At 73.4% G+C, this 12,628-nt stretch carries 13 protein-coding genes; 10 read left to right on the top strand and 3 right to left on the bottom strand.

The features are described from left to right. Positions 1–5: 5 nt before the first annotated feature. Positions 6–725, top strand: coding sequence for an FHA domain-containing protein (locus ASC54_RS08365; RefSeq protein ID WP_055898298.1), 720 nt, complete (start codon positions 6–8; stop codon positions 723–725). Positions 726–750: 25 nt separating this feature from the next. Here the strand turns inward: ASC54_RS08365 and ASC54_RS08370 are convergent, their stop codons facing one another. Next, positions 751–1,092, bottom strand: coding sequence for a DUF2200 domain-containing protein (locus ASC54_RS08370; RefSeq protein ID WP_055859804.1), 342 nt, complete (start codon positions 1,090–1,092; stop codon positions 751–753). A 194-nt stretch (positions 1,093–1,286) separates the two neighbouring features. Here ASC54_RS08370 and leuC point away from each other — a divergent pair, with 194 nt between their 5' ends. The 8 genes from leuC (at position 1,287) to ASC54_RS08410 (ending at position 10,309) form a co-directional block, all read left to right on the top strand. Next, on the top strand, positions 1,287–2,786 hold the full coding sequence (gene leuC, locus ASC54_RS08375; RefSeq protein WP_055859807.1) for a 3-isopropylmalate dehydratase large subunit: 1,500 nt from the start codon (positions 1,287–1,289) through the stop codon (positions 2,784–2,786). Continuing rightward, positions 2,786–3,382 (top strand): 3-isopropylmalate dehydratase small subunit, encoded by a 597-nt coding sequence (gene leuD, locus ASC54_RS08380; RefSeq protein ID WP_055898301.1) that lies wholly within the window; start codon positions 2,786–2,788, stop codon positions 3,380–3,382. The genes leuC and leuD overlap by 1 nt, the downstream gene beginning before the upstream one ends. A 26-nt stretch (positions 3,383–3,408) precedes the next feature. Continuing rightward, entirely contained in the window at positions 3,409–4,776 is a 1,368-nt protein-coding gene (gene murA / locus ASC54_RS08385) for a UDP-N-acetylglucosamine 1-carboxyvinyltransferase (RefSeq protein WP_055859813.1), read from the top strand. 44 nt (positions 4,777–4,820) lie between these two features. Beyond that, positions 4,821–5,615 carry a 1-acyl-sn-glycerol-3-phosphate acyltransferase gene (locus tag ASC54_RS08390; protein ID WP_235451435.1) on the top strand — a complete coding sequence of 265 codons (795 nt, stop codon included), beginning with the start codon at positions 4,821–4,823 and terminating at the stop codon, positions 5,613–5,615. Positions 5,616–5,661: 46 nt separating this feature from the next. Continuing rightward, the gene (locus tag ASC54_RS08395) at positions 5,662–6,690 is read left to right on the top strand and encodes an NAD(P)H-dependent glycerol-3-phosphate dehydrogenase (protein WP_156376845.1); all 1,029 of its coding nucleotides are present in this window, start codon (positions 5,662–5,664) and stop codon (positions 6,688–6,690) included. Between the two features lie 79 nt (positions 6,691–6,769). Then, on the top strand, positions 6,770–7,510 hold the full coding sequence (locus ASC54_RS08400; protein ID WP_055898302.1) for an alpha/beta fold hydrolase: 741 nt from the start codon (positions 6,770–6,772) through the stop codon (positions 7,508–7,510). Then, positions 7,507–9,099, top strand: a complete 1,593-nt coding sequence (locus ASC54_RS08405; RefSeq protein ID WP_055898305.1) for a Mur ligase family protein — start codon at positions 7,507–7,509, stop codon at positions 9,097–9,099. The genes ASC54_RS08400 and ASC54_RS08405 overlap by 4 nt, the downstream gene beginning before the upstream one ends. Positions 9,100–9,151: 52 nt before the next feature. Then, positions 9,152–10,309 carry a hypothetical protein gene (locus tag ASC54_RS08410; RefSeq protein WP_055898308.1) on the top strand — a complete coding sequence of 386 codons (1,158 nt, stop codon included), beginning with the start codon at positions 9,152–9,154 and terminating at the stop codon, positions 10,307–10,309. Positions 10,310–10,376: 67 nt separating this feature from the next. Here the strand turns inward: ASC54_RS08410 and ASC54_RS08415 are convergent, their stop codons facing one another. Next, a complete protein-coding gene (locus tag ASC54_RS08415; RefSeq protein ID WP_055898311.1) occupies positions 10,377–10,907 on the bottom strand; it encodes a DUF3515 family protein in 531 nt (176 codons plus the stop codon). Positions 10,908–11,048: 141 nt separating this feature from the next. Then, positions 11,049–11,414: a hypothetical protein gene (locus ASC54_RS08420; protein ID WP_055898314.1), complete on the bottom strand. Its 366-nt coding sequence runs from the start codon at positions 11,412–11,414 to the stop codon at positions 11,049–11,051. Between the two features lie 102 nt (positions 11,415–11,516). Here ASC54_RS08420 and thiL point away from each other — a divergent pair, with 102 nt between their 5' ends. Continuing rightward, positions 11,517–12,605, top strand: a complete 1,089-nt coding sequence (thiL, locus tag ASC54_RS08425) for a thiamine-phosphate kinase (protein WP_082514991.1) — start codon at positions 11,517–11,519, stop codon at positions 12,603–12,605. The last annotated feature ends 23 nt before the right edge of the window (positions 12,606–12,628 follow it).

Raw genomic sequence — 12,628 nt, forward strand, 5'->3', positions numbered from 1 at the left:
GCTCGATGACCGATCACGACGACGCCCGGCCGCCCCGGCCGCTCATCACCCCGCCTCCGGGCCTCGTGCCCGACGCCGCGCCGACCCCGCGCGGGCCCGCCGTCGAGCGCGCGGCGGGCGGCCCGCTCATCGACCTCCCGCCGGGCCTCGCCGACTCCGGCACGGTGCGGGTGCCCGCGGTGCGTCGCGCGAGCGTCGTCGCGCCGCCCGCGGGGCCGGCCCCGGCGGCCCCCGCCGCTCCCGCGACCGCGCCCCGGTTCTTCCCCGCCGTGCCCGGCATGCTCCCGGTGCCGCCGACCCCGCCGGCGCCGCCCGCGCTCCGGCCCGCGCCGGAGGGCGCCGCGAGCCCCGAGCCGACCCCGGAACCGGACGTCGCCGCGAGCCCCGAGCCCGGCGCGCTCGCGATCCAGCTGCCGGACGGCCGCCGCCTTGCGGTGACGGGGCGCATGCTGCTCGGCCGCGACCCGGCCGAGCTCGACGGCTGGCGCGGGGCGGAGCTCGTGCGCCTCGCCGACCCGGATCGCTCCGTCTCCAAGACCCACGCCGCGATCGAGCCGGATCAGGGCGCCCTGCTCGTCCACGATCTGGCCTCGACGAACGGCACCGAGCGGGCGACGCCGCACGGCCACGTGCTGCCCGTCGCCCCTGGCCACCCGCTGCGGGTCGAGGCGGGCGACGCGCTGCGCCTGGGCTCCTTCGTCATCCTCCTGCTCGAGGAGCTCTGACCGTCTGACCGGGCTCTGACCGCGCTCAGCCCCGCAGCACCTTCTCCATCGCCTTCCCGCGCGCGAGCTCGTCGACGAGCTTGTCGAGGACGCGGATGCGACGCATGAGCGGGTCGTCGATCTCCTCGACGCGCACGCCGCAGATCACGCCCGTGACCAGGTCGGCGTTCGGGTTCAGCCGGGCGTCCGCGAAGAACTCCTCGAACGTCGCGCCCTGCTCGAGGTGCCGCGCGAGCGCGTCGTCGTCGAACCCGGTCAGCCACTCGATGACCTCATCGAGCTCGGCGCGCGTGCGCCCCTTGCGCTCGAGCTTGGTGACGTAGAGCGGGTAGACCGCGGAGAAGGCGACCCCGAAGATCCGGTGCATGCGGGCAGTGTAGACCCGGGCCGGACGGCGCCCGGGGGGCGCGGGGGCTCAGGGGCGCCGATGATAGTCTGAGCCGATGCTTCACGGTCGACTCCTCCTTCGTCGCCGCGGCGAGTCCTGATCATCCAGGCCACTCTCGTCGCGGAGTTCGCCGTCGGCCGGAACCCCTGAACGAAGAAGGACACGAACGCGTCATGACCGCTCACTCCGCCGGTACCCCTCGCCCGCGCACGCTCGCCGAAAAGGTGTGGGACTCGCATCTCGTCGCCAAGGGCGAGAACGGCGAGCCCGACCTCCTCTACATCGACCTCCACCTCGTCCACGAGGTCACGAGCCCGCAGGCCTTCGACGGCCTCCGCCTCGCGAACCGCCCCGTGCGCCGCCCCGATCTGACGATCGCGACGGAGGACCACAACACCCCGACGCTCGCGATCGACCGGCCGATCGCCGAGCCGACGAGCCGCATCCAGATCGAGACGCTGCGGAAGAACTGCGCCGAGTTCGGCATCCGTCTGCACTCGCTCGGCGACGTCGAGCAGGGCATCGTCCACGTCGTCGGTCCGCAGCTGGGGCTCACGATGCCCGGCATCACGGTCGTCTGCGGCGACTCGCACACCTCCACGCACGGCGCGTTCGGCGCGCTCGCGATGGGCATCGGCACGAGCGAGGTCGAGCACGTCCTCGCGACGCAGACACTGCCGCTCAAGCCGTTCAAGACGATGGCGATCACGGTCGAGGGCACCCTGCGGCCCGGCGTCACGGCGAAGGACATCATCCTCGCCGTCATCGCGAAGATCGGCACCGGCGGCGGTCAGGGCTACGTGCTGGAGTACCGCGGCTCCGCGATCCGAGCGCTGTCGATGGATGGCCGCATGACGATCTGCAACATGTCGATCGAGGCGGGTGCGCGCGCCGGCATGGTCGCGCCCGACGAGACCACCTTCGCCTACCTGAAGGGCCGCCCGCACGCGCCCGAGGGCGCCGACTGGGACGCCGCCGTCGAGCACTGGACGACGCTCCGGACCGACGACGACGCCGTGTTCGACGCCGAGGTGTTCATCGACGCCGATCAGCTCGAGCCGTTCGTCACGTGGGGCACCAACCCCGGGCAGGGCGTCAACCTCAACGACTCGGTGCCCGACCCGTCGACGATCATCGACCCCAACGAGCGCAGCGCCGCCGAGCGCGCGCTCGAGTACATGGACCTCGCGGCCGGCACCCCGATGAAGGAGATCGCGGTGGACGCGGTCTTCATGGGCTCGTGCACCAACAGCCGCCTCGACGACCTCCGCGTCTTCGCCTCGATCATCAAGGGTCAGAAGAAGGCCGACGGCGTGCGCGTCATGGTCGTCCCCGGATCGGCGCGCGTGCGCCTGGAGGCCGAGGCGGAGGGCATCGACAAGGTCGTCGAGGCCTTCGGCGGCGAGTGGCGCTTCGCGGGCTGCTCGATGTGCCTCGGCATGAACCCCGACCAGCTGGCGCCCGGCGAGCGGTGCGCGTCGACCTCGAACCGCAACTTCGAGGGGCGCCAGGGCAAGGGCGGGCGCACGCACCTGGTGAGCCCTCTCGTCGCGGCGGCCACGGCCATCCGCGGCACGCTCTCGAGCCCGGCCGACCTCGTCGCCGACGGCATCGAGGTCGACCCGAGCCTGCTCGACGCGGGAATGACCGGCACGACGAAGGCGGGTGTGTGATGGAGAAGATCACGACGATCACGGGGGTCGCCGTGCCGCTGCGGCGCTCCAACGTCGACACCGACCAGATCATCCCGGCGGTGTACCTCAAGCGCGTGACGAAGACCGGCTACGACGACGGGCTGTTCTCCGCCTGGCGCCAGGACCCGGAGTTCGTGCTGAACCAGCCCGCCTACGCGAACCCGCGCGTGCTCATCGCCGGCCCCGACTTCGGCACCGGCTCGAGCCGAGAGCACGCCGTGTGGGCCCTGCGCGACTTCGGGTTCCGCGCGGTCATCAGCCCGCGCTTCGGCGACATCTTCCGCGGCAACGCCGGCAAGCAGGGACTGCTGGCCGGCACCGTCGACGAGCCGGCCGTCGAGCGCATGTGGGCGGCCATCGAGGCTGAGCCCGGGCTCGAGGCGACGGTCGACCTGGAGGCGAGGAATGTCCGGGTCGGCGATATCGTTGCACCCTTCGACATCGACGACTACACGCGGTGGCGCCTGCTGGAGGGGCTCGACGACATCGGGCTGACCCTCCGCGACGAGCAGGCGATCACCGATTTCGAGGCCCGCCGCGAGTCCTGGCGGCCCCGCACGCTCCCCGCCCGGTGATCCCGGGCAGAACGGAAGAGGCATCAGTGACCACCACCCTCGACAAGGACTCGCAGAAGGCGGCCGCGCGCGTCGGCCTCGCCTCCGACACGATCGTCATCCGCGGGGGGAAGCCCCTCGCGGGTCGCATCGAGGTCCGCGGTGCCAAGAACCTCGTCACCAAGGCGATGGTCGCGGCCCTCCTCGCCGACGATCCGAGCGTCCTGAAGTCGGTTCCCGAGATCAGCGACGTCCACGTCGTCCGCGGGCTCCTCGAGGCGCACGGCGTCGTCGTCACCGAGCAGGCGCCGGGCGAGCTGCTGCTCGACACGACGAACGTGCAGAGCGCGCACATCGCCGAGATCAACGCGCACGCCGGCTCCAGCCGCATCCCGATCCTCTTCTGCGGCCCGCTGCTGCACCAGCTCGGCGAGGCGTTCATCCCCGACCTCGGCGGGTGCAAGATCGGGGACCGCCCGATCGACTTCCACCTCAACGCCCTCCGCGCGCTCGGCGCCACCGTCGAGAAGCTCGCCGACGGCATCCGCCTCACCGCACCCGACGGGCTGAGCGGTGCCCGCATCGAGCTGCCCTACCCGAGCGTCGGCGCGACCGAGCAGGTCCTGCTGTCGGCCGTGCGCGCGACGGGCACGACCGAGCTCAAGAACGCCGCGATCGAGCCCGAGATCATGGACCTCATCGCGATCCTGCAGAAGATGGGCGCGATCATCTCGGTCGAGCCCAACCGCGTCATCGTCATCGAGGGCGTGGAGAAGCTGCACGGCTACCTGCACTCGGCGATCTTCGACCGCAACGAGGCCGCGAGCTGGGCATCCGCCGCTCTCGCCACCCGCGGCGACATCGTCGTCGGCGGCGCGAAGCAGCAGGAGCTCATGACGTTCCTCAACGTCTACCGCAAGGCCGGCGGCATGTTCGACGTGCTGGAGGACGGCATCCGCTTCTGGCACCCCGGCACGCCTCTGCGCCCCGTCATGGTCGAGACCGACGTCCACCCCGGCTTCATGACCGACTGGCAGCAGCCGCTCATCGTCGCCCTGACGCAGGCCGAGGGCCAGTCCGTCGTGCACGAGACCGTCTACGAGAACCGCTTCGGCTTCACCGACGCCCTCAACGAGATGGGCGCCGACATCGTCGTCTACAAGAGCGGCATCGCGTCGATCACCCGCCGGGTGCCGCGCCGTCCGCTCGAGCAGGCGGCCGTCATCACGGGGCCGACGCCGCTCCACGGCGCCGACGTGCGGGTCCCCGACCTGCGCGGCGGCTTCAGCCACCTCATCGCGGCGCTCGCGGCCGAGGGCACGTCGACGATCAGCAACGTGGGCATCATCAGCCGCGGGTACGAGCTGTTCATCGACAAGCTCGAGCAGCTCGGCGCCGACTTCGAGCTCGCCTGAGCGGCCTTCTCTGCCGCGCCCGCGGCACCGGCTAGCCTGGAGCCGTGACCGACGACACCCCCTCGAGCACGACCGCGGCTCCGAGCCCCGCCGGCCGCCCCGCGACGCGGCGGCGCGAGAAGACCGCGATCTGGTACCTCCTCGCCGGCCTCCTGCTGCCGATCCTTGAGCTCATGACGAAGTTCGTGACGATCGACGGGCACAAGCTTCCGAAGCAGGGCGCGTTCATCCTCTCGCCGAACCACTACAGCGAGATCGACCCCGTCATCATGGGCCGATTCGTCTGGGGCCTGGGGCGCGTACCGCGCTTCCTCGCGAAGTCGAGCGTGTTCAAGAATCCGATCGTCGGCGCCATCCTGCGGGCCTCCGGGCAGATCCCCGTCGACCGCGAGGGCGGCGGGCGCTCCGCCGCGCCGCTCCGGGCCGCCCAGCAGCTCGTCGACAACGAGCTCGCCGTCATCATCTACCCCGAGGGCACTCTGACCCGCGACCCGGACCTGTGGCCGATGCGCGGCAAGACGGGGGCGGTGCGGATGGCGCTGACCGCGGGCGTGCCGATCATCCCCGCGGCCCATTGGGGCACGCAGCAGATCATGGCGCGGTACTCGAAGAAGATCAGCTTCTTCCCCCGCAAGCGCGTCGTCTGCAAGATCGGCGATCCGGTCGACCTGAGCGACCTCATGGGCCGCCCCATCGACCAGGCCGTCCTCGCCGAGGGGACCGAGCGCGTCATGAACGCCATCGCGGCGCTGCTCGGCGACCTCCGCGGCGAGACGCCGCCGCCCGAGCGGTGGGACCCGGTGAAGAACAACCAGAAGGAGACCGGCCGTTTTGAGTGACGCGACGTCCGCCCGCGAGCATCCGCCGCTGACCGAGGCGCTGCGCCTGCCGCTCGCCCAGCTCGAGCCGGATGCCCTCCGCATCGCCGTCCTCGGCGCCGGTTCGTGGGGCACGACGTTCGCGAAGCTGCTCGCCGACGGCGGCAGCGACGTCGTCCTGTGGGCGCGGCGGCGCGAGGTGGCGCAGGAGATCACCGAGACGCACCGCAACAGCGACTACCTGCCCGGCATCAACCTGCCGCCCAACCTGCGCGCGCACGACTCGCTCGAGCGCGTGCTCGCCGGGGCGCAGCAGGTCTACCTCTCGGTACCGAGCCAGTCGCTGCGCTCGAACCTCCACTCGATCCGCGACATCGTGCCGCCCGACGTGCCGATCGTGAGCCTCATGAAGGGCGTCGAGCGCGGCACGGGCCTGCGCATGAGCGAGGTCATCGCCTCCGAGCTGCGGGTCGACGCCGACCGCATCGCCGTCGTGAGCGGGCCCAACCTCGCGCTCGAGATCGCGAACAGGCAGCCGACCGCGGCGGTCGTCGCGAGCTCGAGCCTCGCCACCGCCGTCGCCGTGGCCGCCGCCGCGACCAACGACTACTTCGCCTCCTTCGTCAACACCGACGTCATCGGCACCGAGTTCGGCGGCGTGCTGAAGAACCTCATCGCCGTGGCCGTGGGCATCGCCGACGGCGTCGGCTACGGCGAGAACACGAAGGCCTCGATCATCACGCGCGGGCTCGTCGAGCTCACCCACTTCGCGGTCGCCTACGGCGCCCGCCCCGAGACGATGTCGGGCCTCGCGGGCCTCGGCGACCTCATCGCCACGTGCGAGTCGAAGCTCTCGCGCAACAACACGGCCGGTCGGCTGCTGGGGCAGGGCTACGCCTTCACCGAGGTCATCGCCCAGATGAACCAGACGGCCGAGGGCCTGTCGTCGGTGGGGCCCATTCTCGAGCTCGCCGAGCAGCGCGGCGTGCACATGCCGATCGTGCGCCAGGTGGCGCAGGTGCTCGACGGGACGCTCGACCCGCGCGAGCTGGCTCCGCACCTCGCGACCGACAGCGACGAGCCGCAGGGGGAGTGAGGGGCGTGCGGCCGGACGACGCGCGCGCGCGTCGCATCCTGACCCCTGTTCGGGGGATCCCTGACGGTAGGCTGAACGCGTGATCACCTCACTCGCGGGCGGCCGCGTCCTCGCCGAGAAGACCGGCGCGACCCCTCCGCGCGTCGTCGCCCTCCACGGCTGGGGGCGCGACGGCACCGACTTCCAGACGATCGTCTCGGGTCTCGACGCCGTGAGCCTCCACCTGCCCGGCTTCGGCCCCGCCCCTGCGCCGGACGAGGTGTGGGGCACGGAGCAGTACGCCGAGCTCGTCGCCGAGGCCGTCGCCGCCTACTCGCCCGTCGTGATCGTCGGCCACTCCTTCGGCGGTCGCATCGCGGTGCGGCTCGCCGCACGGCGCCCCGAGCTCGTGCGCGGGCTCGTCCTCACCGGCGCGCCCCTCGTGCGGCTCTCCGCTCCCGCCGCACCGCCCCTGTCGTACCGCCTGGCGCGGTGGGCGAACAGCGCCGGCCTCCTGAGCGACGATCGCATGGATGCCCTGCGCAACCAGCGCGGCTCGGCCGACTACCGCGCCGCCCAGGGCGTCATGCGCGGCGTGCTCGTGAAGACCGTGGGCGAGAACTACGACGACGACCTCGCGGCGCTCTCGTGCCCCGTTCGCATGGTGTGGGGCGAGGGCGACACCGCCGCCCCGACCGACGCCGGACGCGTCGCCGCCGAGCGCTGCGGCGCGAGCTTCCGCGTCGTCGCCGGCACCGAGCACCTCCTCACCGGCGACCTCGAGCTCGCCGTGCGCGAGGAGCTCCTGACCTTCCTCGACGAACTGGATCGCACCGAATGACCCTGCTGACCTCGCCGTTCACCCTCGTGGCGCTCGGCCTGGCGGTCATCGCCGCCGTGCCCGTCGGCGCCCGCTGGCTGCGCGTCGCCCAGCGCGAGCACTACGTGCCCACCTGGGTCTCGCGCATGGCCGGGCTGTGGCTCACCCGCGAGCCGATCACACTGCTCGGCGCGGCCGTCGCCGCCCTGCTCGTGGTGGTCGCCGCGATCGGCATCGCCTCGAGCGGCGCCGGCTCCCCGCTCGCGATCGCCGCCCTCGCCGCGATCGTCCTGCTCGCCCTCCTCCCGGTGGGTCTGAAGCCCCGCGGCACCTCGGCGACGTTCGTGCTCACCGATCGGGTGAAGCGCCTGCTCGTCGTGTGGATCCTGGTCCACCTCATCCTCGCGGTCGCGCTCGCCGCGCTCCTCGGCGCGGCCGGCCCCGCGGTCGTGCTCCTGCTGAGCGCGCCCCTCACCGACCTCGCCCTCGCGATCACCGCCCCGATCGAGAAGGCCGGCTCGAAGCGGTTCGTCGAGCAGGCCAAGAAGCGTCTCGACCAGGTGAAGCCGCGCGTCGTCGCGATCACCGGGTCGTACGGCAAGACGAGCACGAAGAACTACGTCGCCCACCTGCTGTCGGCCACGTACACGACCGTCGCGAGCCCCGCATCCTTCAACAACCGCCTCGGGCTCTCGCGTGCCGTCAACGACAGGCTCGTGCCGGGCACCGAGATCTTCGTCGCCGAGATGGGCATCTTCGGCGCCGGCGAGATCCGCGAGCTCTCGACGCACTTCCCGCCCGACATCGCGGCGATCACCGTCATCGGCGAGGCGCACCTGCAGCGCATGCGCTCGACCGACGTCATCTTCCGCGCGAAGGCCGAGATCACCGAGCGGGCGCGCACCGTCGTCCTGCCGATCGACGACGAGCGGCTCGCGCGCCTCGCCGAGGAGTGCGCCGCGGCCGGCAAGCGCGTCGTCAGCGTCTCGCTGCGGCCGGGCGCCGACGCCGACGTCGTGCTCGACGCGAGCGGCGCCGACGACGCTGCCGCGACCGGCGCGGCGAGCATTCGCATCGGGCGCGACGCAGCTCCTGTGCCCGTGACGATCTCGAGCACCGGCCACGCCGTCAACATCGCGGTCGCGGCGGGCATCGCCCTCGCGGCGGATGTCCCCGTCGCGACGATCGCGGGCCGCCTGTCCGACCTCCCCGGCTCGCAGCACCGCGCCGAGGTCCAGCAGGCTCCGAGCGGCGCGCTCGTCATCGACGACACCTACAACTCCAACCCCGTCGGGGCGCACCGCGCGCTCGAGGGCGCCGCCCGCCTCGCCGCCGAGCGCGGGGGAGCCCTCGTCGTCGTGACCCCCGGCATGGTCGAGCTCGGGCCCGTCCAGGCCGAGCGCAACCGCGCGTTCAGCGCCGCCATCAAGGCCGCCGGCGCGACCCTCTACGCGGTCGGCCGCACCAACCGCGCCGCACTGCTGGACGGCTACGGAGAGGGCGCCCACGCGGTCGCCTCCCGCGAGGTCGCGGTCGCCGAGGCCGTCCGTGCCGCCGCCGACCGGGGCGTTATCCTCTACGAGAACGACCTCCCCGACCACTACCCGTGAGTCGCCGCCCGGGGAGGGACCAGGCCGCGGCGCACGACCTGACAGGGGAATCATGAGCGCTGCCGCGCAGTCCGCACCGTGGGCCGTCGTCTTCGGGGGGCCGAGCCCGGAGCACGAGATCTCCATCCTCACCGGGCTGCAGGCCGAGCGCGTGCTCACCGCCGCGGGCCACCGCGTCGTGCCGATCTACTGGTCGCCGACGGGCGAGTGGTTCCGGGTCCCCGACGCGACCGAGGCGAAGGACTACCTGGAGGGCGCCCCGCGCGACGCGGTCGCGCTCGAGGTGCGGCTCTCCGGCGAGCCGGGAATCTACCGCCGCAAGAAGTTCGGCGCCGAGAGAGTCGAGATCGAGGCGGCGCTGCTGTGCCTGCACGGCGGCGTCGGCGAGGGCGGCGGCGCCGCGGCCGTGTTCTCGCTGCTGGGCATCCCCGCCACCGGGTCGACGCTCTTCGCCGGGGCCGTGGGCATGGACAAGCTCGCGTTCGGCGGTCTCATGACGGCCGCGGGCATCCCCTCGCTGCCGCGCGAGGCCGTGTCGACGCTGCGCGAGCCGGGCTTCGGCGGGCCGTACATCGTCAAGCCGCGCTTCGGCGGGTCGTCGATCGGCATCGAGATCGCCGACGACATCGAGGCGGCGCGGGCGCTCGGGGGCGCGAGCGTCCACTTGCGCAACGGTGCCGTGCTCGAGCCGTACCGGCCCGAGCTCGTCGACCTGAACATCTCGTTCCGCACGCACCCCGAGCTCGAGATCACGCAGCTCGAGAAGCCGCTGCGCGGCGAGAGCCAGAGCGCCCTCTACTCGTACGCCGAGAAGTACCTCGCGGGCGGCGCCGGAGCCGACGCCGGCCTCTCGAGCGCCCCGCGCGAGTTCCCGGCCGAGGTCGCCGAGAGCGTTCACGAGGCCGCGCGCGATCTCGCCGCGCGCGTCGCCGACGTCACGCGACTCACGGGCGTCGTGCGCGTCGACCTGCTGCTCGACGAGGCCACGGGCGAGCTGTTCGTCAACGAGGTCAACTCGATCCCCGGAGCCCTGTCGCTCTACCTGTGGGCCCCGCAGCGACCCGCCGCCGAGGTGCTCGTCGACGCGATCGTCGAGGCGCGCGACAAGCGCATCGTCTTCCCGCAGGCGGGGTTCGGCGGCGGGGCCGCGCTGCGGGCCGCGGGAGGCATCGCGGGCAAGCTCGTCGGGCTCGACGGGCCGCGCGCGTAGGGCGCCGGCGCTCGTCGAGCGGGTCGGCCGCGGACTGAGCTCGTCGGCGGCGGGTCGGCCGCGGGTTCTACTCGTCGGCGGGCGGGTCGCCTTGCGGGGCGACGCTTCCGCCGGCGAACACATCGGTCGCGGCGAGGCACTGCGCGGTCGGCTCGGTCGACGCGACGGCGACGCTCAGCGGGCGAAGGGCATCCGGGCCCCTGACCACGTCGTTGTCGACGATGACCTCCGTGGCCGGCTCGCGTCCGTAGGTCGTGAACACGTAGCGCGGCGCGTCGGACTCGTCGAGCAGCCAGTCGACCCCGTCGACCGTGAAGCACGGCAGCTCGCTCGGCCCCGGAGCCGGCAGCCCGCACCGGTAGATGACCGCCGCCGGGTCGCCCCACGCGGCCGTCGCCTGCGCGTTCGTCGCGCGGCGGTCGAGCCCCGCCACCTCGTCGGGCAGTCGCACCGAGATCTCGGCGCACGCGTAGGCGTTCGACTCGGGAGCCGCCTCGAGGTTCACCGTGCCCGCGCACCCCGCGAGCGCGAGCGGAGCGCTCGCGATCAGGGCGACGGATGCCCGCCTCACGCGGGCAGGACGGCTGCGGGTCGACATCGGTCACCACGCTATCGCGGCGCGGCTCGGCACGGGCTCCGAGGCCTGTCGGCCGGGTTCCGGCCCCGGTCGCGACTTCGGCGCGCGCGGGGTCGGGTGCGGACGCCCGAGGCGCTCCCACTGCGCCTGTCCGCCCCACGGCTACGGCAGAAGACCGCCCAGCCTGAGGACGAGCGAGCTCCAGATCGCGCTGAGCACCCCGAGCCCCATGAGCAGGAGCGCGACGGCGATGAGCCCCCGGACGATCGCGTCGGCCCGTTCGCGATCCGGAGGGGTCGAACCGGTGCGGGCACGGCGCTCGAGCGCTCGGGCCCGCAGCAGCGCGAGCACCCCGAGCAGGAGCGCGAGCGGCGGCCCGACGAACCGCACTCCGTCGATCGCGACGCGCACGGGGGCGGTCACGGCGAGTGGGGGAGCCACCAGCTGCGCCCCGATCACGAGCACGGCGCCGATCGCGGCAAGGGTCAGCAGCAGGCGGGCGGCCGATCGCAGTCGGTCCGGCGTCATGGGGGCTCCTCTCGCGCGACGGCGCGTCGGCTGCGGCGCACTCGAGGTCGCGCACAGCGCCGGCGGATCACGACGCGCGCGGGCCAGGCTAGCGTGGACGACATGCCCTCCGCCGAGCACGCGCCCGACCCGCACGGCGCCCCCGACGCACACGGCGCCCCCGACGCAGACGGCGCCCCCGACCACGCCGCCGACACTCTCGGCGCGGTCGGCGAGCTCGCCGCCCTCGCACGCATCATCCCGCGCCTGCCCCCGAGCGCGGTCACCGAGCTCGGCCCGGGCGACGACGCCGCCGTGCTCGCTGCCCCTGACGGCCGGTTCGTCGTGACGACCGACATGATGATCCACGGCCCCGACTTCCGCCTGGCCTGGTCGAGCATGCACGACCTCGGGTGGAAGGCCGCCGCCACCAACCTCAGCGACGTCGCCGCGATGGGAGCCCGCCCCACGAGCCTCGTCGTCGCCCTCGCGGCTCCGGCCGAGACGCCCGTCGCCGACCTCGAGGCCTTCGCCGACGGGCTCGCCGACGCGTGCGCCGCGCTCGCTCCCGGCTGCGGCGTCGTCGGCGGCGACCTGAGCGTCTCGCACACCCTCACGATCGCGGTGACGGCGTTCGGCGACCTCGAGGGCCGCCCTCCCGTGCGGCGCGACGGCGCGCGCCCGGGCGACGTCGTCGCGGTCTCCGGCCCCCTGGGGCTCGCCGCGCAGGGCCTCGCGCTGCTGTTCGAGCGCGGCGTCGATGCGACGGGGGCGCCGGATGCCTCGGCGGCCGCTCGGCTGCGCTCCGAGCATCCCGTGCCCATCGCCGCCCAGCTCGCCCCGCGCCCGCCGATCGCGGACGGCCCCGCCGCCGCGATCGCCGGCGCGACCGCGATGCTCGACCTGAGCGACGGGCTCGCGCTCGACGCCCGCCGCGTCGCGCGCGCGAGCGGCGTCGTGATCGACCTCGACGGCCGCGCGCTCGCGGCCCACGGCACGGGGGCGCTCGCGCTCACGGGCGGGGAGGACCACTCGCTGCTCGCGACCTTCCCGCCGACCGTGCCGCTGCCGGCGGGCTTCGAGCGCGTCGGTCTCGTGGTCGCTCTCGACGAGCGCGCCGGCGGTCGACCCGCGGTGCTCGTCGACGGCCACGTGGTCGACGAGCGGGGCGGGTGGGACCCGTTCGCGGGGTGGAGCGGCGAGGCCGATTGAGCCGATCTCGGGAGTTCCTGTAA

This window comes from Yonghaparkia sp. Root332, from assembly GCF_001425665.1.
Classification (GTDB): Bacteria; Actinomycetota; Actinomycetes; order Actinomycetales; family Microbacteriaceae; genus Microcella.

Bases quoted from the DNA above. Each gene is read 5' to 3' on its own strand.
- leuD (WP_055898301.1), top strand. From the start codon at position 2,786: ATGGAGAAGATCACGACGATCACGGGGGTCGCCGTGCCGCTGCGGCGC.
- ASC54_RS08365 (WP_055898298.1), top strand. From the start codon at position 6: ATGACCGATCACGACGACGCCCGGCCGCCCCGGCCGCTCATCACCCCG.
- ASC54_RS08405 (WP_055898305.1), top strand. From the start codon at position 7,507: ATGACCCTGCTGACCTCGCCGTTCACCCTCGTGGCGCTCGGCCTGGCG.
- thiL (WP_082514991.1), top strand. From the start codon at position 11,517: ATGCCCTCCGCCGAGCACGCGCCCGACCCGCACGGCGCCCCCGACGCA.
- ASC54_RS08415 (WP_055898311.1), bottom strand. From the start codon at position 10,907: ATGTCGACCCGCAGCCGTCCTGCCCGCGTGAGGCGGGCATCCGTCGCC.
- ASC54_RS08420 (WP_055898314.1), bottom strand. From the start codon at position 11,414: ATGACGCCGGACCGACTGCGATCGGCCGCCCGCCTGCTGCTGACCCTT.
- ASC54_RS08410 (WP_055898308.1), top strand. From the start codon at position 9,152: ATGAGCGCTGCCGCGCAGTCCGCACCGTGGGCCGTCGTCTTCGGGGGG.
- ASC54_RS08370 (WP_055859804.1), bottom strand. From the start codon at position 1,092: ATGCACCGGATCTTCGGGGTCGCCTTCTCCGCGGTCTACCCGCTCTAC.
- leuC (WP_055859807.1), top strand. From the start codon at position 1,287: ATGACCGCTCACTCCGCCGGTACCCCTCGCCCGCGCACGCTCGCCGAA.